Origin of the sequence: Anabaena sp. AL93 (genome assembly GCF_001672085.1) — a bacterium.
GTDB lineage: Bacteria > Cyanobacteriota > Cyanobacteriia > Cyanobacteriales > Nostocaceae > Dolichospermum > Dolichospermum heterosporum.
Genome location: NZ_LJOU01000011.1, coordinates 1 through 20488 on the forward strand (window position 1 = coordinate 1; position 20488 = coordinate 20488).

Annotated in this window: 27 protein-coding genes and 1 riboswitch; of the genes, 15 read left to right on the forward strand and 12 right to left on the reverse strand. The window is 38.2% G+C overall.

Annotated features, from left to right (window positions below; genetic code table 11):
* Positions 1 to 867: 867 nt before the first annotated feature.
* Both AN486_RS04280 and ruvB read left to right on the forward strand, forming a co-directional pair.
* Complete coding sequence (locus AN486_RS04280; protein ID WP_053541050.1) at positions 868 to 2004, forward strand: cob(I)yrinic acid a,c-diamide adenosyltransferase; 1137 nt, start codon at positions 868 to 870, stop codon at positions 2002 to 2004.
* 594 nt (positions 2005 to 2598) lie between these two features.
* Positions 2599 to 3699 carry a Holliday junction branch migration DNA helicase RuvB gene (gene ruvB, locus AN486_RS04285; protein WP_039201976.1) on the forward strand — a complete coding sequence of 367 codons (1101 nt, stop codon included), beginning with the start codon at positions 2599 to 2601 and terminating at the stop codon, positions 3697 to 3699.
* A gap of 80 nt (positions 3700 to 3779) precedes the next feature.
* Here ruvB and AN486_RS04290 read toward each other — a convergent pair whose 3' ends face one another.
* On the reverse strand, positions 3780 to 4136 hold the full coding sequence (locus AN486_RS04290; protein ID WP_205748510.1) for an STAS domain-containing protein: 357 nt from the start codon (positions 4134 to 4136) through the stop codon (positions 3780 to 3782).
* A 527-nt stretch (positions 4137 to 4663) separates the two neighbouring features.
* Here AN486_RS04290 and AN486_RS04295 point away from each other — a divergent pair.
* Entirely contained in the window at positions 4664 to 5293 is a 630-nt protein-coding gene (locus tag AN486_RS04295; protein ID WP_027402852.1) for a DedA family protein, read from the forward strand.
* Between the two features lie 132 nt (positions 5294 to 5425).
* On the opposite strand, the gene AN486_RS04300 is transcribed toward AN486_RS04295, so the two are convergent.
* The gene (locus AN486_RS04300) at positions 5426 to 6625 is read right to left on the reverse strand and encodes an argininosuccinate synthase (protein WP_168635972.1); all 1200 of its coding nucleotides are present in this window, start codon (positions 6623 to 6625) and stop codon (positions 5426 to 5428) included.
* A 109-nt stretch (positions 6626 to 6734) separates the two neighbouring features.
* Here AN486_RS04300 and AN486_RS04305 point away from each other — a divergent pair, with 109 nt between their 5' ends.
* Complete coding sequence (locus AN486_RS04305) at positions 6735 to 7721, forward strand: glycosyltransferase (protein ID WP_290599439.1); 987 nt, start codon at positions 6735 to 6737, stop codon at positions 7719 to 7721.
* A 77-nt stretch (positions 7722 to 7798) separates the two neighbouring features.
* Here the strand turns inward: AN486_RS04305 and psbN are convergent, their stop codons facing one another.
* The 5 genes from psbN to AN486_RS04330 all read right to left on the reverse strand — a co-directional run bounded on the left by psbN (position 7799) and on the right by AN486_RS04330 (position 10125).
* A complete protein-coding gene (gene psbN / locus AN486_RS04310; RefSeq protein ID WP_027402855.1) occupies positions 7799 to 7936 on the reverse strand; it encodes a photosystem II reaction center protein PsbN in 138 nt (45 codons plus the stop codon).
* A gap of 123 nt (positions 7937 to 8059) precedes the next feature.
* The gene (gene pth / locus AN486_RS04315) at positions 8060 to 8704 is read right to left on the reverse strand and encodes an aminoacyl-tRNA hydrolase (protein ID WP_053541046.1); all 645 of its coding nucleotides are present in this window, start codon (positions 8702 to 8704) and stop codon (positions 8060 to 8062) included.
* Entirely contained in the window at positions 8701 to 8961 is a 261-nt protein-coding gene (locus tag AN486_RS04320; protein ID WP_053541045.1) for a TatA/E family twin arginine-targeting protein translocase, read from the reverse strand. The genes pth and AN486_RS04320 overlap by 4 nt, the downstream gene beginning before the upstream one ends.
* A gap of 155 nt (positions 8962 to 9116) precedes the next feature.
* Positions 9117 to 9320 (reverse strand): photosystem II reaction center protein PsbH, encoded by a 204-nt coding sequence (gene psbH / locus AN486_RS04325; protein ID WP_015078233.1) that lies wholly within the window; start codon positions 9318 to 9320, stop codon positions 9117 to 9119.
* A gap of 379 nt (positions 9321 to 9699) precedes the next feature.
* Positions 9700 to 10125 carry a GxxExxY protein gene (locus AN486_RS04330; protein ID WP_015078232.1) on the reverse strand — a complete coding sequence of 142 codons (426 nt, stop codon included), beginning with the start codon at positions 10123 to 10125 and terminating at the stop codon, positions 9700 to 9702.
* Between the two features lie 275 nt (positions 10126 to 10400).
* Here AN486_RS04330 and AN486_RS04335 point away from each other — a divergent pair, with 275 nt between their 5' ends.
* The 4 genes from AN486_RS04335 to AN486_RS04350 all read left to right on the forward strand — a co-directional run bounded on the left by AN486_RS04335 (position 10401) and on the right by AN486_RS04350 (position 13946).
* Positions 10401 to 11009 (forward strand): hypothetical protein, encoded by a 609-nt coding sequence (locus AN486_RS04335; RefSeq protein ID WP_168635970.1) that lies wholly within the window; start codon positions 10401 to 10403, stop codon positions 11007 to 11009.
* Positions 11009 to 11482, forward strand: coding sequence for a DUF2726 domain-containing protein (locus AN486_RS04340; RefSeq protein ID WP_168635969.1), 474 nt, complete (start codon positions 11009 to 11011; stop codon positions 11480 to 11482). The genes AN486_RS04335 and AN486_RS04340 overlap by 1 nt, the downstream gene beginning before the upstream one ends.
* Positions 11483 to 11709: 227 nt before the next feature.
* Positions 11710 to 11806: riboswitch (TPP riboswitch) on the forward strand.
* A gap of 7 nt (positions 11807 to 11813) precedes the next feature.
* Positions 11814 to 13187: a phosphomethylpyrimidine synthase gene (gene thiC / locus AN486_RS04345; protein WP_015078229.1), complete on the forward strand. Its 1374-nt coding sequence runs from the start codon at positions 11814 to 11816 to the stop codon at positions 13185 to 13187.
* Positions 13188 to 13295: 108 nt separating this feature from the next.
* Positions 13296 to 13946: a hypothetical protein gene (locus AN486_RS04350; protein WP_290599440.1), complete on the forward strand. Its 651-nt coding sequence runs from the start codon at positions 13296 to 13298 to the stop codon at positions 13944 to 13946.
* 59 nt (positions 13947 to 14005) lie between these two features.
* Here AN486_RS04350 and AN486_RS04355 read toward each other — a convergent pair whose 3' ends face one another.
* Together AN486_RS04355 and AN486_RS04360 are read right to left on the reverse strand one after the other, a co-directional pair.
* Complete coding sequence (locus tag AN486_RS04355) at positions 14006 to 14356, reverse strand: type II toxin-antitoxin system PemK/MazF family toxin (RefSeq protein WP_053541042.1); 351 nt, start codon at positions 14354 to 14356, stop codon at positions 14006 to 14008.
* Positions 14346 to 14576, reverse strand: coding sequence for a hypothetical protein (locus AN486_RS04360; protein WP_027402862.1), 231 nt, complete (start codon positions 14574 to 14576; stop codon positions 14346 to 14348). Before AN486_RS04360 ends, AN486_RS04355 begins: the two co-directional genes overlap by 11 nt.
* Before the next feature lie 126 nt (positions 14577 to 14702).
* Between AN486_RS04360 and AN486_RS04365 the strand changes: the two genes are divergently transcribed.
* Positions 14703 to 14858 carry a hypothetical protein gene (locus AN486_RS04365; RefSeq protein ID WP_190382823.1) on the forward strand — a complete coding sequence of 52 codons (156 nt, stop codon included), beginning with the start codon at positions 14703 to 14705 and terminating at the stop codon, positions 14856 to 14858.
* A gap of 74 nt (positions 14859 to 14932) precedes the next feature.
* Here AN486_RS04365 and AN486_RS04370 read toward each other — a convergent pair whose 3' ends face one another.
* Complete coding sequence (locus AN486_RS04370) at positions 14933 to 15346, reverse strand: putative toxin-antitoxin system toxin component, PIN family (protein WP_053541041.1); 414 nt, start codon at positions 15344 to 15346, stop codon at positions 14933 to 14935.
* Entirely contained in the window at positions 15336 to 15584 is a 249-nt protein-coding gene (locus AN486_RS04375; RefSeq protein WP_053541040.1) for a hypothetical protein, read from the reverse strand. The genes AN486_RS04370 and AN486_RS04375 overlap by 11 nt, the downstream gene beginning before the upstream one ends.
* A 178-nt stretch (positions 15585 to 15762) precedes the next feature.
* On the opposite strand from AN486_RS04375, the gene AN486_RS04380 reads away from it, so the two are divergent.
* Together AN486_RS04380 and AN486_RS04385 are read left to right on the forward strand one after the other, a co-directional pair.
* Positions 15763 to 16656: a hypothetical protein gene (locus AN486_RS04380; RefSeq protein WP_168635968.1), complete on the forward strand. Its 894-nt coding sequence runs from the start codon at positions 15763 to 15765 to the stop codon at positions 16654 to 16656.
* Between the two features lie 107 nt (positions 16657 to 16763).
* Positions 16764 to 18524 (forward strand): DUF262 domain-containing protein, encoded by a 1761-nt coding sequence (locus AN486_RS04385; RefSeq protein WP_290599441.1) that lies wholly within the window; start codon positions 16764 to 16766, stop codon positions 18522 to 18524.
* A gap of 75 nt (positions 18525 to 18599) precedes the next feature.
* On the opposite strand, the gene AN486_RS04390 is transcribed toward AN486_RS04385, so the two are convergent.
* On the reverse strand, positions 18600 to 18731 hold the full coding sequence (locus AN486_RS04390; RefSeq protein ID WP_290599442.1) for a hypothetical protein: 132 nt from the start codon (positions 18729 to 18731) through the stop codon (positions 18600 to 18602).
* A gap of 43 nt (positions 18732 to 18774) precedes the next feature.
* On the opposite strand from AN486_RS04390, the gene AN486_RS04395 reads away from it, so the two are divergent.
* The 4 genes from AN486_RS04395 to AN486_RS04410 all read left to right on the forward strand — a co-directional run bounded on the left by AN486_RS04395 (position 18775) and on the right by AN486_RS04410 (position 20470).
* Positions 18775 to 18966, forward strand: a complete 192-nt coding sequence (locus AN486_RS04395) for a hypothetical protein (protein ID WP_168635965.1) — start codon at positions 18775 to 18777, stop codon at positions 18964 to 18966.
* Positions 18959 to 19303 carry a type II toxin-antitoxin system PemK/MazF family toxin gene (locus AN486_RS04400; RefSeq protein WP_290599443.1) on the forward strand — a complete coding sequence of 115 codons (345 nt, stop codon included), beginning with the start codon at positions 18959 to 18961 and terminating at the stop codon, positions 19301 to 19303. Before AN486_RS04395 ends, AN486_RS04400 begins: the two co-directional genes overlap by 8 nt.
* 144 nt (positions 19304 to 19447) lie before the next feature.
* Complete coding sequence (locus tag AN486_RS04405; protein WP_053541036.1) at positions 19448 to 19708, forward strand: hypothetical protein; 261 nt, start codon at positions 19448 to 19450, stop codon at positions 19706 to 19708.
* 222 nt (positions 19709 to 19930) lie between these two features.
* Positions 19931 to 20470, forward strand: a complete 540-nt coding sequence (locus AN486_RS04410; protein ID WP_234413255.1) for a DUF4351 domain-containing protein — start codon at positions 19931 to 19933, stop codon at positions 20468 to 20470.
* Positions 20471 to 20488: the final 18 nt, after the last annotated feature.

The following is a 20488-nucleotide window of genomic DNA, read 5'->3' on the forward strand; positions in this document are numbered from 1 at the left end:
GGAGGTAGGGGGGGTAGGGGAGGGAAGAACAGAAGTTTTTTCCGATCATTACTCGTCAAAATAAATTTGACGAACTACTGACGAACTACTAATGTTAAGTTGCCAGTTAGGTAAATCGTCAGAATCAGGATATACTCAAAACGGTTGGAACCTGGACTTTTGTAAAATCACGAAAAACCTAGATTTGTAGGGGTAAAGCAAGAGCTTCATTGGTGTCAACTTAAGCTCAAATCCCTACCACATCTCGTTCCTAGTCTCTGACTAGGAATGCAGTTGATGAGGCTCTGCCTCTAATATTATTGAAGGCAGAGCCTTCTAGAATTCATTCCCAGTCAGAGACTGGGAATGAGATGACTTGAGTTCTTTGCGGCATAGAGGTTTTACGTTAAGTTGACACCAATGGGGAACAGGGAACTCTTAACTGGGAACAGGAAGAGAGTTTTGAGTGATTTTACTTTTCTTCACATACCTTTAAATTTTTCTGTTCACCTACTTAGTTTCGTTAAGATAACAGAATTGCCACAAGAGGAACACGGTAGCGTTGGGAGCTTCGCGTCTTCAGACCGCAGGGGAAAACGCACACGGGCGAATTGATTGCCTTCAATATTCGTGATACAATTAAATCGTCACTAAAGACATAAAAAGCTACCGGGGGACTCTCGGAAAGTTACGCTTGTCAGTTCGGCTTCGCTCACCGCAAGCAGATATGATTTTGCCAGTAATGGCAAACAGGATCAGGGCAAGAACCGTACATCTAAGGTAATACCTGAAAAGCGGATATTATTCGAGCAGTTGTCTTTACAATTATTCGATTAAGAATCCCCGCGTCTTTAGACCGGGGAGTGTCAATTTATAGCTTTTCAAAAAATGACAAGGAACGGTATCGGTATTCGCACAGCGCAAGTCCGTTCTGAGCGGCTTACGGGTCAAATTCACGTCTATGATGGTATTGGGAAAGGTAAGTCCCAAGCGGCTTTAGGGGTGGTTTTGCGCTCTATTGGGTTGGGAATCAATACACCTAGTGATTCTAGCCGGGTTTTATTGTTGCGGTTTTTGAAAGGGCCAGAACGGGATTATGATGAGGATGGAGCGATCGCCGCATTACAGCGCGGGTTTCCCCATTTAATTGATCAGGTTCGCACCGGAAGAGCCGAATTTTTCGGTCATGATCAAATTACAGCTTTTGATCGAACAGAGGCTGCAAGGGGTTGGGATGTAGCCAAAGGGGCGATCGCTTCGGGGTTGTATTCAGTAGTTGTCCTGGATGAAATTAACCCGGTTTTGGATTTGGGTTTGCTGTCAGTGGATGAGGTAGTAAAGACTTTAAAATCTAAACCCCAAGAACTGGAAATCATTACGACTGGACGCGCAGCACCGCCACAATTATTGGATATTGCGGATTTGCATTCGGAAATGAAACCCCATCACCACCCCACAGCCGCAGAACTTTTCATTGAAGGCATTGAAATTTATACAGGTGCAGGTAAGGGTAAATCTACCAGTGCTTTAGGTAAAGCTTTACAAGCAATTGGTAGAGGCATCAATCATCCTGGTTCTACTCGTGTATTAATTATGCAGTGGCTCAAAGGCGGTAGTGGTTATACTGAAGACGCAGCGATCGCCGCCTTACAACAATCCTATCCAGAAATTGTAGATCATCAACGCTGTGGACGGGATGCCATTGTTTGGCGGAATTCTCGTCAAGATTTAGACTATATAGAAGCGGAAAGAGGTTGGGAAATTGCCAAAATAGCGATCGCCTCTGGTGTCTATAAAACAATTATTCTTGATGAACTCAATCCCACTGTTGATTTAGAATTGTTACCCGTTGATCCCATTGTTCAAGCCCTGCTACGCAAACCTCGTGATACAGAAGTGATCATCACCGGGCGCTGTCAAAACCAACCCGCTTATTTTGATTTAGCTAGTATTCACTCTGAGGTTTACTGTCATAAACACTATGCAAATCAAGGCGTAGAATTGAAGCGTGGAGTTGATTTCTAAAGATACAGCGGTTTTCAGTTAGAGAACTCCACAAAAAAGATGAACTGCTTGCAGCAGCGCTAGTTCCCTCCGGGACGCTCTCGCGTTCGCTATCCAATCTTGTGGGATGGGCATCTTGCCCGTCCTTGTATTATTGGCAGGCTTTTCGGCCTGCACCACAAGAAATTTTGGGATATTTTTTTAATTGGAAGTCTCTTATATGAGTTACATCTTAGCCCCCTCTCGAAGAGCGGGGAGGGGTTTGGGGGTGGGGTCATTGGACTTCATAACATCGGTAAGTGCTGTATGGGCAGGGTTTTCCCGTCCTCATTTTCCTATTCCCTCTTTGTCCAATTAGCTTTGAAACCATCAAAAAGCTATCACTTTTCCCGATTCGAGACTATTCTTATCTCCTTCTGATTCTTCCTCCTGACTCCTGACTGGGCGCAGGCCCTGCGCCCCTACCTCCTGACTCCTAGCCCTCAATTTATTAATAGTAAATTTACAAAATTAAATAAATATCTGTATTCTCAATGAACCCCAAATATCCTATACTGAATCTTACCTATAAATAACTAAACCCCCATTTCTGTACTTCTGAAATCCCTGAAAATTATGGCGATTATCTCCTCCAAAAAACAGCCTCCAGAACCCAACGGAGAACCCAAAAAGCAACGGGAATCAGCCAAAGTACCCCCCGCAGAAAATCTGTTGCAATCAGAAGCTGCCATTAATGAACAAGGGAAACCAGAAGAAAGTATTCGTCCCCAGCGCTTTGCTGATTACATCGGCCAAAAGGATTTAAAGGATGTCTTAGATATAGCCATTAAAGCCGCTAAATCTAGGAACGAAGTCATGGATCATTTGCTGTTGTATGGACCACCAGGTTTAGGTAAAACCACAATGGCGATGATTTTAGCCTCAGAAATGGGGGTAAGTTGCAAAATTACCAGCGCCCCAGCTTTAGAACGACCACGAGATATCGTGGGGTTATTGGTGAACCTGAAACCAGGAGATGTGTTATTTATAGATGAAATTCATCGTTTATCACGGATGACAGAGGAAATTCTCTATCCAGCAATGGAAGATTGTCGCCTAGATATTACAGTAGGTAAGGGTTCTAGTGCCAGAATTAGAAGTATACCTTTGTCTAAATTTACCCTAGTCGGGGCAACAACCCGCGTCGGAGCTTTAACTTCCCCATTGCGCGATCGCTTTGGCTTAATTCAAAAGTTGCGTTTTTATGAAGTTGCTGAACTTACTCAAATTGTGGTTCGCACTGCCGAATTATTACAAACTTCAGTTAATTTAGACGGGGCTACAGAAATAGCCAAACGTTCACGAGGAACACCAAGAATAGCTAATAGACTACTAAAAAGAGTTCGTGATTATGCAGAAGTAAAATCTTTTATAGAAATAAATGAAACTGTAGCAGCGGAAGCATTGCAGCTATTCCAAGTTGATCCTTGCGGTTTAGATTGGACAGATAGAAAAATGCTCAGTGTGATTATTGAAAACTTTAATGGTGGTCCAGTCGGTTTAGAAACCATCGCTGCTACCACTGGGGAAGACACCCAAACCATTGAAGAAGTTTATGAACCATATTTAATGCAAATAGGTTATTTAAGTCGGACACCCAGGGGGAGAATAGCCACTAAAGCAGCCTATCAACACATGGGTTTTAAACCCCCTAATGAGCAGTTATCATTACTGTAGCCTAAGATCCCCGACTTCTCTAAGAAGTCGGGGATCTAGAGAAGTCGGGGATCTGAAAAGAATAAAAATACTGATTTAGTCTAAACTCCAGTTGCTACTGGCTGTTGATTGGTAACAGGAGCAAAAATATCTTCGTAACTTGGGAAAATTTCAAATACTGAATCAAGCTGGGTAAGTTCCAAAATCAACTTAACTGGAGCTTTAACATTGCAGAGAACCAACCGACAACCAATTTGACGCGCTGTGGTAAGTCCCTTGACAAGTGGGACCAATCCAGAACTATCCATGAAATCTACATTTGCTAAATCTATAACCCAGAGTTGGTGATGCTGAGGTTCAATAGCAGCCATCTGTTCGCTCAAGACTGTACCACTATCCAGGTCTATACTACCTTGGGGTTTGAACAAAATCACTTGGCGTTCTTGTGTAAGAGTCATAAATTTAACTGAGTATTTAAAACACAAAAGAAAGGGCAAACTGACATCCATACTGTTTATAATTCAACCGCATAATGACTGTTTTCGCAAAGTTTATGAGAATTAACAGCCGGACAGTTGAGAAAAAATTTTCCAGTATTTATGCCGTATAATTTGTTGATATGTTTTTTTAGTATAAGCATAAATTACCACTAATTTCGGTAACGAACTTATCATTATCTCAAATTATCTATAGCAATCCGGTTTGATTGGTCATTGGTCATTGGTCATTGGTCATTGGTGAAAAATATTCTTCTTTCTTCTTTCTTCTTTCTTCTTCCCCCTGAACTCCTGATAGCGCAGCGTGGCGTTAGCCATACTCCTGACTCCTGACTCCTGAACTCCTGACTCCTGACTCCTGATAGCGCAGCGTGGCGTTAGCCATACTCCTGACTCCTAACTCCTCCTATTGCGGTTTGATTGACACCCTAGCCAAAAGCAAGCAAAGATATGGTAAAGGTAAAAATTTGTAAACTCGGTGGTGCTGGATGTCTTTTGAGCTACTTTCACTAGAAAACATCCAAGAAATTGCTCATAATTATGGTTATTTAGCAATTTTTTTGGGAATATTGCTAGAAAATTTGGGCATTCCTCTTCCTGGCGAAACCGTAACAATTGTTGGTGGTTTCCTTGCTGGTAGTAATGAATTAAATTACTGGCTGGTTCTCGGTAACGCTGTGGGGGGTGCTGTAATTGGTGGCAATTGCGGCTATTGGATTGGTAGAGTTGGTGGTTGGCCTTTTCTGCTGCAAGTTGGCAAGATTTTCCGCATTTCCGAAGTCCGACTGCTGAGTATTAAAGAGCAATTTACGGAAAACGCTGGTAAGGCTGTATTTTTTGGTCGCTTTTTTGCCTTATTGCGGATTTTTGCTTCACCACTTGCAGGTATAGCGGAAATGCCCTTTGGCAAATTCCTGATTTATAACTTAGCTGGAGCGACTGCTTGGGGTAGCGTCATGGTGACATTAGCTTTTTTCGCGGGAAGAATTATTTCCCTAGAACAATTGGTAGCCTGGGTAAGTAAATTTGCAATTTTGGCGTTACTTATTTTAGTTGCTGTGATTGCTGTACCAATTTGGTTAGAGTCCCGCGAAGTGAAACAGCAAACTGAAGAATAGGTAAGAGGTAGGGGCGCAGGGCCTGCGCCCATTCAGAAGTATGGCTAACACCACGCTTCGCTATCAGGAGTATGGCTAACGCCACGCTGCGCTATCAGGAGTTCAGGAGGAAGAAATTTCTCCCCCTACCCTTTACTTGTTGCCCTGCGCCCAAATGCGGGTAGGTAGTCCCCAAACGTAGATAAAGCCTTCTGCGGCTTTGTGATCGAATTGATCTTCTGCGCCGTAGGTGGCTAAATCGGGGGTGTAAAGAGTATTGTCACTCCAGCGCCCAACTATGACGGCGTTACCTTTGAAAAGTTTTAACCGCACTACACCGGAAACTCTTTCTTGTGTTTGTTGAATAAAGGCATCTAATGCTGCTTTGAGTGGACTATACCAAAGTCCGTTGTATACAATTTTGGTATAGGTTTCTTCTATGCCTCGTTTGTACTGAGTGACATCTGCTGTTAAGGTGAGGCTTTCTAAGTCACGGTGGGCGTTAATCAAAACTATCATGGCTGGTGATTCGTAGATTTCCCGTGATTTGATGCCTACTAAGCGGTTTTCAATCATGTCAATCCGCCCAATACCATGATTTCCCACGATTTTATTGAGTTGTTCAATTAACTCAACAGGCTCTTTTGATGTGCCATTGATAGTGGTAGGAAGCCCTTTTTGGAAACCAATTTCTAGATATTCCGGTTCATTGGGAGTATCAGCTATGGCTTTGGTCATTTCATAAATTTCTTCCGGTGGCTCGTTTGCTGGGTCTTCCAATGTACCAGCTTCAATACTGCGACCTAGCAAGTTTTTATCTATACTAAAAGGAGAGGATTTTTTCACGGGTGCAGGAATACCAAATTTCTCACCATAGGCGATGGTTTCCTCCCGACTCATACCCCATTCTCTGGCTGGCGCTAGAATTTTCAGGTTAGGGTTGAGGGCTGTACAGGAAACATCAAAGCGTACTTGGTCGTTACCTTTACCTGTACAACCGTGAGCGATCGCATCCGCACCATATTTTGCAGCCGCCTCTACCAGTATCTTAGCAATCAAGGGACGAGCCAGGGCTGTACCAAGAGGATAGCGGTTTTCATAGAGCGCATTGGCTTGAATCGCCGGAAATGCGTAGTCTTTAACAAATATATCCTTAACATCCGCTACCAAGGATTCACTTGCACCGGATTTAAGAGCTTTTTCTCGAACTGGTTCTAATTCATCTCCCTGACCTAAATCTGCTGCTAGGGTAATTATCTCCTCTACTCCCCACTCTTGCTTGAGATAGGGAATGCAAACAGAAGTATCAACTCCACCAGAATATGCTAGAACAACCTTTTTAGCGCGACCCATGAATTTCTCCACTTAGGAAAACAAAGAATGAGTCATTATTATATCTGACTTGCCTAGCGGATATTTTTTTATGCAACCGTGACTTTGCTATATTTGTTTTACCCTAAATATGGGTAATAGTTTTTTGGGTGCAACTGTGTTTTTTAGTATTGTCATTCCTACATATAATCGGTTACCAATTTTGGAAAAGTGCCTCCGCGCTTTGGAGAGTCAGGAGTTTAGCAATAAAACTTATATAGAAGACTATGAAGTTGTGTTAGTAGATGATGGTTCTACTGATGGTACTTTAAATTGGTTAGCATTACATAAAGATGAGTTTCCCCACGTCCGCTGTTTTGAACAAAATCATGCAGGTCCAGCAGCAGCGCGAAATTTAGGGGTGGAAAAAGCGCAAGGTGACACAATTATTTTTATTGATAGTGATTTAGTGGTTTTGTCTAATTTCCTCCAAGCTCATACAAATGCTTTGGTACAGGGAAGGGAGAAATTAAGGAGCGATACCTCCGGTACACAATGCGATCGCTTTTTTACTTATGGTGCTGTAATTAATACTTGTAACTTCGCCAATCCTACGGCTGAACCTTATAAAATTACAGATTTTTCTGCTGCTTTCTTTGCTACGGGTAACGTGGCTATTCCCAAACATTGGTTAGAAGAGGCTGGGTTATTTGATAATGGTTTTCAACTTTATGGTTGGGAAGATTTAGAATTAGGTGTTAGGTTAAAAAACTTGGGTTTAAAATTAATTAAATGTCCTGAAGCTGTTGGGTATCACTGGCATCCACCATTTAGTTTACAGCAAATGCCTAAGTTAATTGATCAAGAAATTCAACGGGGACGCATGGGAGTTTTGTTTTATCAAAAACATCCTACTTGGGAAGTAAAAATGATGATTCAAATGACCTGGTTTCATCGTCTACTATGGGGGATTCTTTCTGTAAACGGATTATTGAATGAAAGAACTATGTCTCCGTTCTTACAATGGGTAATTAATATTGGTAAACCGCAATTGGCTTTGGAAATTGCCCGGATTTTCTTGAATTGGTATAATGTCAAGAGTGTTTATGCGGCTTATGCTGAAACAAAAAGTAAGTAAATCAAATTTATATACATCCTAGCTCATTAGGGTGGGCATTGCCCACCATGATCCATCATGTTAAATTAATAACCCTATTAATCATCGTGATCATCAAAAGGATCATCTAATTCCTGACTTGGAGGTCCAAAAGATGTATAAATTGCCATACCAGTAATAGCAACCAATGCCGAGCAAAAGGCAATTCCAAGCACCGTAGCGGGTTCTAAGTCCATAAATTTAGATACATATTATGAAAGCCATATTTATAGAATATTACAAAATTTAACTAATCGCACATTGTCCCAGAAGTCAGGAGTCAGGATTCCTAACTCCTTCCGTGAACAAGCAACCCCTCATCAAGAATCAATACCAGTAAAATTCTGAGTATTGCAAAGATTCATTGCCTTTTCTACTCCCTGTTTGAAACTAAATTCTCCACACTCAACAACAAAGTTTAAAACCTGAGACATAACTTTATTCTCAGCAGCGGAAAATCGTCCCAAAACATGAGAAACAGTATGAGAATTATCTCCATCTATTGCGCCCTTTGGTTTACCTATGCCAATTCGCAATCTGGGGAAATTTTGGGTATTTAGATGAGAAATAATGCTTTTCATGCCATTATGTCCACCCGCAGAACCGGATAAACGTAAGCGAGTTTTGCCCAAAGGTAAATCTAAATCATCATAAATTACTAATACTGATTCAGGCGGTATTTTGTACCAATTTGTCACAGCTTGAATAGCTTGTCCTGAAAGATTCATATAGGTTAAGGGTTTGAGCAAGCGGACTTTACCCTTACCTGCTGCATTCCCTTCACCAAACTCTCCTTGAAACTTGCGATTTTCAGCTAGAGAAATTTGCCAAGCACGAGCTAGGGTATCTATAGCTGCAAAGCCAATATTATGACGAGTTTGATCGTATTTAGGCTCTGGATTTCCCAGTCCAACAATTAGCTGGGGAATCACCAAAACCATTGGTTTTACTTCTTCATCTTTCATCCTTGTATATTTTCTGACTGGGTTTTTCCAGCTTCAATGTGTTTATGCTCTAATTCAGCGGTTGTTTGCACAGTTTCTTTTAATTGTTCAGATTCTTTTTTAAACTCGCTTTGAAATTCATTAGAGGCTTCTTGGAAACTGCGAATCGTTTTCCCCAAACTGCGCCCAATTTCTGGTAACTTCTTGGGTCCAAAGATTAATAATGCAACTACCATAATGACACCCATTTCTGGTAAACCGATACCAAATATATTCATTTTGCTCTCCTATAGACTGAAAAACCGCCACAACTACTCTACAGCTTTGGGATTTAGACTAATTTTATCGCTATTTTTAGGCATTTTTTTGCATAATAAAAAAACCCGGACAAGCCGGGTAGATGCTAATTGTCAGCTTGATGACTGGATAGCCATTAGCCGCCTAAACTGCGCCAATCAACAAGCACGTCCTGAATTAACAGAGACTTGTTATAAACTTGGAGAATAATTAGCAGAAATACCAAAAATAAACCCATAAACACACCCATTAAAGGTGTTGTTCCCCAACCTGGAGACACTTTACCATACTCAGCATTTAAGGGTCTGAGAATATCTCCTAACTTAGTCCGTTGTGCCATAGTTCACCTAAGAATTAGTTACCAAAGCTTTTTTAAATTTTTTCAGACATTCCCAAACCTTTACAGGCTGGGGATTCTTGGTTTAAACTTACCTATTTTCGATTGACCTAATCACAGGTTTAACAGTTCGCATTTACTCATGTCTTTGTCACGAATAATTACCCAAGCTTTTATCCAGTGGTGGATAAGTTCCCGGTTGTCTCACGGTACATGGATGAATCCAAAAGCTGTTCTTAAATTATCGCAGTTTGTGATCTTTGTTTAGCGATATTGCCGGAGGTTTTCGCCACATTTACAAAAATACATGATTTTCGGTGTGTTGATGCGGTTATAGAGGAATTAACGAACCGCAGAGGCGCAGAGTACACAGAGGGAAGAGTTAGAGAGAGAGGGCTATGCGTTTGATACCGTCTTTGAGGAGGGGAACGTTAAAGTTGATGAGGAGTCCTAAAGTGCGCTTGGTTATTTTGAGGTAGGAGAGAAGTTGAGCTTCGTGAATGGGGGCTAGGGTTTGCACAGCTTTTAATTCTACAACTAAACAGTCTGCAACTAAAAAATCTAATCTACCTCTACCTACATCATGTCCTTTATATGTCAAGCTTATTGACTTTTCAACCTCATGATGTATACCCCGAATCATAAATTCAACAACCAGTGCTTCCTTATACACTTCCTCCAAAAACCCAGGACCTAAAACCCGGTGTACCTCAATAGCAGCCCCAATAACCTCCCCTGTAAGCCAACTCATCTCCTCTCCTAACTCTCTTCCCTCTGCGTCCTCTGCGCCTCTGCGGTTCGTTTTCATCACATAATCCTTGCAAAAACAACTAATTACCAAATTAACCCAATTATCACCTCTACCAAACCTCTTACCTCCGTGTCCTCTGTGCCTCTATGGTTCGTATTCATTATAACTTCTTCTTACACACTGATAAGAAATGTGTACTGTGTTCTGAAGAAAAAGCCCGAAAATTAGCCTTTTCCATAAAATCCAAAAATCTTAGCCAAGACTCTTGTAATTTTAGAAAAAAGGGTTTATGATATTTCCATGAACCTTAGCCAAGGTTTTTGGAAAAAGCAATGTCAAAAATTATATACGATGTCATTCAACGCTTTGAGGTTGAAAACGGTGTTCCTCGTTTGGTTTCAACAAATATTCAGGTAATTGAAGGTGGGGAAGATTTGTTATCTTTAGCTATCAGTATGTTAGCTAAACTGGGTTTTTATGAGAAGTTTGAAGAGAAGCGAACATCTCAATATATAGGTTATCGAATTAAAAATCCTGGAAAAGGTTCTAAACGCTATCAGTTAATTTTCACACAGAGAAAAGATGGTTTATATATTTCTTTACCTCGTGATATATGGGAACCATATTTACTGTGTTTAAATATAACATATTATGAATGTAAATATCCTTTCATAGATCAATATTGGGTTTTACCAAGTAATTCAGACCTTTTTTTAGAAGAAATAGCTAATGAAGGATTCTGGACAAATGATCAAGTCATTGGTTATTTTAAAACCGTTGTTGATTATGAACCTCCTATAGGTTTTGAAGAAAGAGGAATCTGGGTACATTTAGAAGAAGATCAACTTTTTCCTTATACTTGGCAAACCAAAATTAAATTAAGAGAAGTTTTAGAAGAATTTATTTACCACTTTGCAAAAATATTAATGGAGAAAAACTAATGTCTGTAAAACCTAAAAGACTGGTTAATCCTTACGAAGAAAGAATGTTAGAGTTTCTCCAAACCTGCATAGATGAGAATTATAAAATTCATACACAGGTTAGCTTATGCTCATTTTGTGAATTAGGTAGCAGCCTTGATATTAAACTCAGAAACTTCTTCTTTAGCTCCAGTGTAGATGCTCTGATCACAAACAAAGACTATAAACCTTGTTTAGTTGTAGAATTTCAATCTACATATCATGATTCTCATGACGCAAGAGAGCGTGATAATAAAAAATTACATTTACTAACCTTAGCAGGAGTTCCCCTAATTTATTCAAGAATTAAAGACTTTGGATTATTACATCTTTACTATCAAAATGAAGAAGTAATATTTAATTTATTCACAGGCGAAAAACGCGAAAATGCCAAAGCCTTAATTAGAAACTATTGCGAACCATCTAATTTTTCTAACCTTCTAGCTATAGCATAGTAATTGCTAACTTACCCGCCTAGCACTGAAGTGCAAGGCTAATAACAAAAGTCGTCTCAAGACGACTGAAAAAAGAAAAGATTTGAGTCCGTTTTAACGGAGTTTGGCTATTAGCCTGGGGTTTCAACCCTAGACGGTTTGTGTAACCAACTACAAATCCTCCTTTCCCCATATCTTCACGATTTATCATCCCCCTCCCTCCAATCATCACCAAAATGCTACAATCTACACCATGCTAGGGGTGCTTGGGAAACCAAGCTGAGATCAAACCCTTAACACCTGAGTCTGGATAATACCAGCGGAGGGAAGCTGTTTATTTGAGGATTGTAATATGCGGACAGAATGGGTAGCCAAGCGACGTGGACAAGCTAACGTATCGCAAATGCACTACGCTCGTCAGGGTGTGATTACTGAAGAAATGGATTATGTAGCGAAGCGGGAAAAGCTGCCTGCTGAACTTATCCGCGCTGAAGTGGCACGGGGACGGATGATTATCCCTGCGAATATTAATCATACTAACTTAGAACCGATGGCCATTGGTATCGCTTCTAGTTGTAAAGTTAACGCCAATATCGGTGCTTCTCCCAACTCTTCTAACTTGCAGGAAGAAGTTGATAAACTCAACCTGGCGGTAAAATACGGTGCTGATACCGTGATGGATTTGTCCACAGGTGGCGGTAATTTAGATGAAATTCGTACCGCAATTATCAATGCTTCACCTGTTCCCATTGGTACAGTACCAGTTTACCAAGCTTTAGAAAGCGTTCACGGCACTATCGAAAATCTCACCGCTGACGATTTTCTCCACATCATCGAAAAACACGCCCAGCAAGGGGTAGACTATCAAACTATCCACGCGGGAATTTTGATTGAACATTTACCTTTAGTCAGAAACCGTCTGACAGGGATTGTTTCTCGTGGTGGCGGAATTTTGGCGCGGTGGATGTTGCATCACCACAAACAAAACCCCCTCTATACCCATTTTAACGACATCATTGAGATTTTCAAAAGATATGATGTTTCTTTCAGTTTGGGCGACTCCCTGCGCCCCGGATGTACCCATGATGCCTCAGATGAAGCCCAGTTGGCGGAACTGAAAACTCTGGGAAATCTCACCCGCAAAGCCTGGGAACATGATGTGCAAGTCATGGTGGAAGGTCCTGGTCACGTTCCTATGGATCAAATTGAATTCAATGTCCGTAAACAAATGGAAGAGTGTTCGGAAGCTCCTTTCTATGTTCTCGGTCCTTTGGTGACAGATATTGCCCCTGGTTATGATCATATTACCTCAGCTATTGGGGCAGCTATGGCGGGCTGGTATGGAACAGCAATGTTATGTTATGTGACACCTAAAGAACATTTAGGTTTACCTGATGCTGAAGATGTGCGGAATGGCTTAATTGCGTATAAAATTGCGGCTCATGCTGCGGATATTGCGAGACATCGCCCTGGTGCTAGAGATAGAGATGATGAACTTTCTAAAGCTCGCTATAATTTCGACTGGAATCGTCAATTTGAGTTATCTTTAGACCCCGAAAGAGCGAAGGAATATCACGACGAAACTTTACCAGCAGATATCTATAAAACTGCTGAGTTTTGTTCTATGTGTGGACCTAAATTCTGTCCAATGCAGACTAAGGTTGATGCTGATGCTTTGACAGAATTGGAGAAGTTTTTGGCGAAAGAACCTGTAGCTCAAGGTTAATTAGTGAACAACAAGATCCCCGACTTCTTGAAGAAGTCGGGGATCTAAAACCTTAGTTTTGGGAATAAAAATAAATCTAAAAGCCTTATCAAAATCGAGAAGAAAATCATGAAAATTCATCAATTGATATTCCAAGGATGTGCGCTAGTTATTCTGACTGCATTACCTTCTTTTGCAGAAACAAATAATAAGGTCATTTTAGTTCCGGGTGACAATCTTTTCCCTCTTAAATGTGAAACCATTAAGGGTAGTATTGATGCAAATGATAAGCTTGCTCCGCCGGGAACTCTTCATAATTCTGCGTCAAGATATGATTCATATAGCTTCAAGACTGACCCTGGAAATATTGTCTTTTTTGAACTTAGTAATACTAACCAGAACGATTCTAATTTTAATCCAAGACTTGAAACAATAGTGTTTAATAATGCGTCGAATTATTATAAATCAGGATTTGTATTAGGTCTAAATCCAAATAAAATACAGAAAGAAGCATGGTATTTTAGTCGGAAAGATACTAAAACCACAAATCGTAATTTGTATATTTCTTCTGCGACCTTTGGGAATTACAATTTAAGAATTGTATACGCTAGACCAAGCTCCAAGATTTATGAATCACAGATAGAGAAAGCTGTTGAAGATTCCTCAATTCTAGGTCAGCGCAAATTGTTATTAACGACATTAAAAACAAGAATGGGTCAAACACTAAATGATGATGAAAAAATACATCCCGTTGACATAAACGCTTTATGTAAAAATTAATATTTATATCATTCTTCCTTTGCGTCTTTGCTCATTTGCGTCTTTGCGCGAAACACAATTCATAAAATTTCTAATGTATGTCTGAGTGCTGCATCTACCAAAAACATTTCTGACCAAAAACCAATAACTTTATCTATTTCTGTATCTAAAACAGTTGCTAGATTATCTGTCATAATCACAGAATCAGTAATTAATCCTGTTTGTTTTCCTTCTGGTGTTCCTATATTCACAAATACTCTGCTAGGGTGTCCAGCACGAGAAACATTACTGGTAATCATAGCTATAATAGTTTGTGATAAACCAGTACCAATATTGTGAGATTGAACAACTAAAGCAGGACGACGTTTAGCAGTTTTCAAGTTTGAGTCTGGGAACAAAACCAGCACTACTGAACCACGATTATAAGGCATCGTAAACTTCCATCTCTGGTTGATCCCAATCTTGTGCAAAACATTGTAATCTAGCTCTTAATTTTGCGGCTTGTTCTTCATTAATTCCGCGAGATGACAAATCTACGGAAGCATTGGTATCGAGAAAAGTTACAATTACTCGCGCTGTATTTATGCCTGTTGGAGTTTCGGTTAGCTCAATTTTCCCGTCTTTGTAAATGCCTTCGATTGACTGTAACATTAGTTTAATTTTTGGGGTAAACTACTTTTAAAACTATGCTTTTGGTAGTAACATAATTATTATATAATATTTTTCATGTTTAGTGTGATTTTTGTACAAAACAAATGTGATTTTTAATACAATAAAATGACTCGACAATCTCACGATCAATTCGCTAAAGAATATCTAGAGGAATTATTAACACCTCTAGGAACAATTAAAAAAAGTGAAAAAGTTAAAAGTGAAGTTCAAGAAATTGATGTTTGGTTTGAACCATTTTCTTCTCAAACTCTGAAAAACTAGATTCCCGACTTCTTCAAGAAGTCGGGTATTTGAGAACATTAATATTAAAATGTAAAAATCTATGAGTGAACAAATTAAATTTCATCCAAAAATTTCTGAACCGATAAAATATCAATCTGTTTAAATGGGTGAAGAATAAGCAAATCTTCATCACCTGTAATAATACATTGAGCTTTGCCACTAACAGCTAATTCTAGGTATTTATTATCTTTAGGATCTCGACATTCACTGATTTGTTCAGTAATATTAATAAACTCGATAGTTTCTACTAAATTATCTATTAATTCCCTCCGTCTTTCTAAGGTAATATAACGGTTGAATTTTGGTCTTGATAAAACTTCTTGTAACTCGGCAAAAACAGCAGCACTTAACAAGATAATACCTACATCTTGAGCTTTATTTAATGCCTGACGTGGTTTACTTTGACTAAATAAAAATGCACTTACGAAAACATTTGTATCAAATACAAAGCGGCGTTTATTTATCATCTTGCAAAATAGATTCTAAAATTTCAGAAGTTAAACCATTAGCTTGTGCCTCTTGACTAGCTTTATCCATTGTGTTTCTAAGTTTTTGAAGTGCTTCTTTACTATTTTTTAATAAATTTGACTCCATAATTAATGCTAACTTTAGCTGAATTTGTTCCTGTTCTTCCTTAGTGCTGCGACGATAAGCTTCAGCAATATTTGATGGTACTTTGATGATTATTTCTTGTATCGTATTCATATTTTTACCATTTTTATTCTTCCTATTCGACAATTATAATCTAATTTTTGAATTGCTGCCGATTTTTGTGAATTAGTTTAACTTGTGGGGGTAAACCACTTTTCAAACTATGCTTTCGGTAGTATAATAATTATTATACAATATTTTTCATGTTTAGTGTAATTTTTGATATAATCAAATGACTCGACAATCCCATGATCAATTCGCTAAGGAATATCTAGAGGAATTATTAACACCTTTAGGAACAATTAAAAAAAGTGAAAAGGTTAAAAGTGAAGTTCAAGAAATTGATGTTTGGTTTGAACCATTTTCTGATCAAACTCAGGAAAATCTCCCTTTAGGTTTGTTAGGGAAGATGGCAAAAACTCAATGTTTATTTGAGCCTTTTCGCAATCCACCATCGGAAATAGAAATTCGCAGTTGTTTACTTAAATTATATGCTGTTCATGGCGATGTAGTTAGGAAAGCAAAACGCGAAAACAGAAATATTGCTGAATCAGAATTACCGATTTTATGGATTTTAACACCAACTTTTTCATCTCGGATGATTGCGGGTTTAGGTGCAACTGAAATTGTAGAAGATTGGGTTAAAGGTGTTTATTTTCTGCCGAATATTCTGAAAACAGCAATAGTTGTAATTCATCAATTACCAGAAAATGAGGATACATTATGGTTGAGAGTTTTGGGGAAAGGAGGAACACAAAAAAGAGCAGTTGAGGAGTTAACTGAGTTACCAGAAAATAACCCTTTTCGAGAAAATTTGTTAGAAATTTTAGCGGACTGGCGCAAGAATTTAGAATTGAGAGATAATTTAAGTAGGGAAGAAGAGGAAGTAATTATGAACTTATCACCAGCTTATTTACAACAAATAGAAGATTGGAAGCAAGAGGAACGATTTTCTTTGATAACTTCTCTTCTGGAAGGGCGTTTTGGTAGTTTAGATGCTGAGTTATCTGGTTTGGTGGAAAAGATTGCTAATATTCCTATTTCTGAACGCACTCAGTTACTTCTTTCTTTGGGTAATTTATCCCGTAAGGAATTGTTACAAAGATTGCGGAATGAGGAAATTTAGGGTAGTATATTTTTTGGCAGTTTGAGGATATTTCCCAAACTGCTGATTTTTGTTTGACAAGAACCAAGGGTTAGCACTACGGAGATTATGCAATGAGTTACGAGACGATGACAATTAAGCAAGTGATTGATAAAATTGACAATAATGAAATGTATCTACCTGCAATACCTGCAATACAAAGAAAATTTGTTTGGAAACAAGAGCAGATTGAGAAGTTATTTGATTCTATTCTACGTGGTTATCCTATTGGGACATTTCTTTTTTGGTTTTTAAATAGACCTGAAATTGATGAATATGTTTTTTATAAATTTCTTCAAAACTACCACGAAAGAGATAGGTATCTTAATGATAAAACACCATATCCTAAAATGAAAGATCAAATTATTGGAGTTTTAGATGGACAACAGCGATTAAGCTCAATATATCTAGCTTTACAAGGTACATATTGTGTTAAAAAACCATATACAAGAGGTAATAAGGATAGTGATTTTCCTGAGAAAACACTATTTATAAATCTTTTAAGTGAAGTGCATAATGATGAAGATAATGAGTTAAATTATTCTTTTCATTTTATTACTGATGAAGAATCCATAGAGCGTAACGAAAATAAACTTTGGTTTAGCGTTAGAGAAGTTCTCAAATGGACAAGAGACCCTCTTATTGATGAATGCTATGAAGAACTTCTTGCTGATAACGTTAAAAACGCAGACGTTACATCTAAGTTAAATGAAAGCTCAATTAGACTTAGAATTAAAGGGACACTCAGAAACCTTCATTCAAGAATTGTTAGCGAAAAATTAATAAACTATTTCAAGATAGAAGAACAGGACTTAGACAATATTTTAAAAATATTTATTCGTGTTAATAGTGGTGGAACTATATTGTCAAAAACAGACCTATTATTCTCTACTATTGTTGCAAATTGGGAGGATGGAAGAGATGAAATTGAAAAATTTATTGCCAGCATAAATAAAAAGGGTAATGGCTTTAGTTTTGACAACGACTTCGTAATGAGAAGTTGCTTAATGTTAACAGATTGCTCTGTTATTTTTAACGTTAGCAGTTTTAAGACTGAAAATGTTATAAAAATTAAAACGGATTGGAAAAAAATAAAAAAGGCAATATCTAAAACAGTTGATTTGCTTGTGGAGTATGGATTAAGCAAATTTACCCTTGCATCTCAAAATGTAATAATACCAATTTCTTATTACATAGTAAAAGGTGGTAATGTAAATTCACAAACGAAAAACGACATTAAAAAATTCTTATTCCATTCTTTACTTAAAAATGTATTTGGTAGTCAAGGAGATACAGTATTGACAAATCTCAGAGCTTCATTATCACAAAAAGATGAGTCAACAAATGATTATATTCTGAAAAGTAATGATTTTTCATTTGCAGAAATTTCAGCAACAAAACTACCATCAAATAGATCATTAAAAGTGACTGATGAAGATATAGAGGATTTTCTTGAATATACAAAAGGTAATTATGCGTTTCTAATTTTATCATTTTTATATCCAAATCTAAAATTTTCGCAGGTAGATTTTCATCAAGACCATATACATCCAGCATCACAGTTTACTGATGCTAAACTAAGAACAAATAATATTGAAGTTGAAAAACATAAAAATTTTCAGGAACTTAGAGATAAACTACCCAACTTGCAACTTATGGAAGGGAGAGAGAACAACAGCAAAAACGCTACACCGTTTAAAGATTGGCTTTTAAATCAACCAGATAAAGATAAATTTTTGACAGATAACTATATTGATATAAATCAAAGTCTTGAATTTAAAGATTTTGAAGATTTTTTTGAAAATAGAAGGAATAAGTTGAAAACTGCATTGCAAAATCTACTGAAATAGCAATTTTAAAATTTTACAGTACGATTGTGGTAGCGATCACTTATGGTAAAGATAGTGATCGCTTGTAATGTGATTTTAGGAAGTGCGATCGCTTATAGTGTGATTTTGGGGAGTGCGATCGCTTGTAGGATGATCTTGGGAGAGCGATCGCTTGTGGTGTGATTTTGGAGAGAGCGATCGCTTGTAGGATAATTTTGGGAATGCCATATCAAGCTCATGTTATAATATCTCCATATATAGGAAAAAAGCTATGACTGCTTTAGTACAAGAACTTCTGAATACATTCGACCGCTTGACAGACTTAGAACGGTTAGATTTGGTGTTAGAAATTTTAAAGCGGACAGTTGATTTAGATTTTTCTCCCTTATCTGATGAAGATTTAGTCATGAATGCTGAGGGACTTTTTCTTGATTTAGATGAGGAAGAAGCGGAGTATGAGTAGTCCTGAACGTGGAGAAGTTTGGCTAGTAGATTTAGGTTATGTGGCAAAAGTTAGACCATGTTTAGTAATTAGTATTCCTGCACTAGATCAAGATCGTGCATTAGCTACTCTCGTACCACACACAACCAGTTCACGTGGTTCAAGATTTGAGGCACAAATCAAAACTAATTTCCTTCGGGAAGGAGTATTTGATGTGCAAAATATCATCACAATTCCTCATGCAAAGCTTTTACGCAAATTGGGAAACATAACACCAGAACAAATGCTGGAATTAGAACAGGTGCTACTATTTTGGCTGGGATTTGACGAAAAAAACGTTCAAGATGATGATGAGTAGTCTGTGCAGCAAATTGATAATTTAGTGCTTGTGTGATTTTTGGGAGTGCGATAGCGAAGCGCACCGAAGGAATCGCTGTAAAATAAAGAGATAAAATAGAATCATCCCTATTCTTCCTATTCTTCCTATCAAAACGAGGTACAGATGACTTATTTAGAACTACATCAAAAAATTGAACAACAGATATCCCAACTACCACGAGAACAGCTTTCCTTAGTTAATGATTTTCTCGACTCTATTCAGGAAAAAAGCACCGTAAATCAACGCCCATTACGTCGTATTTCCCCCATCAAGCGAGGTAAAAAAGCAGGTGATTTACTACATTATGCTGGAACTTGGCATGGTGATGATCTTGAAGATTGTCTGCGTTTAGTTGAAGAAACCCGTTCCCAAACGCAGTTTTAATTTCTGTTACTATGTCTTATTTGCTCGATACTAATCACTGTAGCTACATTATTAATGGTAATCCTCAAGTTACCAATACCTTAAAATCTTAGTCATCGTTGTTTACTTAAATTATATGCCGTTCATGGTGATGTAGTTAGGAAAGCAAAACGCGAAAACAGAAATATTGCTGAATCAGAATTACCGATTTTATGGATTTTAACACCAACTTTTTCATCTCGGATGATTGCGGGTTTAGGTGCAAATGAAATTGTAGAAGATTGGGTTAAAGGTGTTTATTTTCTGCCGAATATTCTGAAAACAGCAATAGTTGTGATTCATCAATTACCAGAAAATGAGGATACATTATGGTTGAGAGTTTTAGGGAAAGGAGGAACACAAAAAAGAGCAGTTGAGGAGTTAACTGAGTTACCAGAAAATAACCCTTTTCGAGAGAATTTGTTAGAAATTTTAGCGGACTGGCGCAAGAATTTAGAATTGGGAGATAATTTAAGTAGGGAAGAAGAGGAAGTAATTATGAACTTATCACCGGTTTATTTACAACAAATAGAAGACTGGAAGCAAGAAGGAAAACAGGAAGGACAACTTTCTTTGATAACTTCTCTGCTAGAAGGGCGGTTTGGTAGTTTAGATGCTGAGTTATCTGGTGTGGTGGAAAAGATTGCTAAATTTCCTATTTCTGAACGTACTCAGTTACTTCTTGCTTTGGGTAATTTATCCCGTGAGGAGTTGTTGCAAAGATTGAGTAGTGAGGAAGTTTGAGGGGATTTATGAAACAAC

What these genes read in the sequence shown, in the direction of transcription:
- AN486_RS04280 (WP_053541050.1), top strand. Translation starts at nt 868, where the DNA reads ATGACAAGGAACGGTATCGGTATTCGCACAGCGCAAGTCCGTTCTGAG.
- ruvB (WP_039201976.1), top strand. Translation starts at nt 2,599, where the DNA reads ATGGCGATTATCTCCTCCAAAAAACAGCCTCCAGAACCCAACGGAGAA.
- AN486_RS04290 (WP_205748510.1), bottom strand. Translation starts at nt 4,136, where the DNA reads ATGACTCTTACACAAGAACGCCAAGTGATTTTGTTCAAACCCCAAGGT.
- AN486_RS04295 (WP_027402852.1), top strand. Translation starts at nt 4,664, where the DNA reads ATGTCTTTTGAGCTACTTTCACTAGAAAACATCCAAGAAATTGCTCAT.
- AN486_RS04300 (WP_168635972.1), bottom strand. Translation starts at nt 6,625, where the DNA reads ATGGGTCGCGCTAAAAAGGTTGTTCTAGCATATTCTGGTGGAGTTGAT.
- AN486_RS04305 (WP_290599439.1), top strand. Translation starts at nt 6,735, where the DNA reads ATGGGTAATAGTTTTTTGGGTGCAACTGTGTTTTTTAGTATTGTCATT.
- psbN (WP_027402855.1), bottom strand. Translation starts at nt 7,936, where the DNA reads ATGGACTTAGAACCCGCTACGGTGCTTGGAATTGCCTTTTGCTCGGCA.
- pth (WP_053541046.1), bottom strand. Translation starts at nt 8,704, where the DNA reads ATGAAAGATGAAGAAGTAAAACCAATGGTTTTGGTGATTCCCCAGCTA.
- AN486_RS04320 (WP_053541045.1), bottom strand. Translation starts at nt 8,961, where the DNA reads ATGAATATATTTGGTATCGGTTTACCAGAAATGGGTGTCATTATGGTA.
- psbH (WP_015078233.1), bottom strand. Translation starts at nt 9,320, where the DNA reads ATGGCACAACGGACTAAGTTAGGAGATATTCTCAGACCCTTAAATGCT.
- AN486_RS04330 (WP_015078232.1), bottom strand. Translation starts at nt 10,125, where the DNA reads ATGAAAACGAACCGCAGAGGCGCAGAGGACGCAGAGGGAAGAGAGTTA.
- AN486_RS04335 (WP_168635970.1), top strand. Translation starts at nt 10,401, where the DNA reads ATGTCAAAAATTATATACGATGTCATTCAACGCTTTGAGGTTGAAAAC.
- AN486_RS04340 (WP_168635969.1), top strand. Translation starts at nt 11,009, where the DNA reads ATGTCTGTAAAACCTAAAAGACTGGTTAATCCTTACGAAGAAAGAATG.
- thiC (WP_015078229.1), top strand. Translation starts at nt 11,814, where the DNA reads ATGCGGACAGAATGGGTAGCCAAGCGACGTGGACAAGCTAACGTATCG.
- AN486_RS04350 (WP_290599440.1), top strand. Translation starts at nt 13,296, where the DNA reads ATGAAAATTCATCAATTGATATTCCAAGGATGTGCGCTAGTTATTCTG.
- AN486_RS04355 (WP_053541042.1), bottom strand. Translation starts at nt 14,356, where the DNA reads ATGCCTTATAATCGTGGTTCAGTAGTGCTGGTTTTGTTCCCAGACTCA.
- AN486_RS04360 (WP_027402862.1), bottom strand. Translation starts at nt 14,576, where the DNA reads ATGTTACAGTCAATCGAAGGCATTTACAAAGACGGGAAAATTGAGCTA.
- AN486_RS04365 (WP_190382823.1), top strand. Translation starts at nt 14,703, where the DNA reads ATGACTCGACAATCTCACGATCAATTCGCTAAAGAATATCTAGAGGAA.
- AN486_RS04370 (WP_053541041.1), bottom strand. Translation starts at nt 15,346, where the DNA reads ATGATAAATAAACGCCGCTTTGTATTTGATACAAATGTTTTCGTAAGT.
- AN486_RS04375 (WP_053541040.1), bottom strand. Translation starts at nt 15,584, where the DNA reads ATGAATACGATACAAGAAATAATCATCAAAGTACCATCAAATATTGCT.
- AN486_RS04380 (WP_168635968.1), top strand. Translation starts at nt 15,763, where the DNA reads ATGACTCGACAATCCCATGATCAATTCGCTAAGGAATATCTAGAGGAA.
- AN486_RS04385 (WP_290599441.1), top strand. Translation starts at nt 16,764, where the DNA reads ATGACAATTAAGCAAGTGATTGATAAAATTGACAATAATGAAATGTAT.
- AN486_RS04390 (WP_290599442.1), bottom strand. Translation starts at nt 18,731, where the DNA reads ATGGCATTCCCAAAATTATCCTACAAGCGATCGCTCTCTCCAAAATCA.
- AN486_RS04395 (WP_168635965.1), top strand. Translation starts at nt 18,775, where the DNA reads ATGACTGCTTTAGTACAAGAACTTCTGAATACATTCGACCGCTTGACA.
- AN486_RS04400 (WP_290599443.1), top strand. Translation starts at nt 18,959, where the DNA reads ATGAGTAGTCCTGAACGTGGAGAAGTTTGGCTAGTAGATTTAGGTTAT.
- AN486_RS04405 (WP_053541036.1), top strand. Translation starts at nt 19,448, where the DNA reads ATGACTTATTTAGAACTACATCAAAAAATTGAACAACAGATATCCCAA.
- AN486_RS04410 (WP_234413255.1), top strand. Translation starts at nt 19,931, where the DNA reads ATGATTGCGGGTTTAGGTGCAAATGAAATTGTAGAAGATTGGGTTAAA.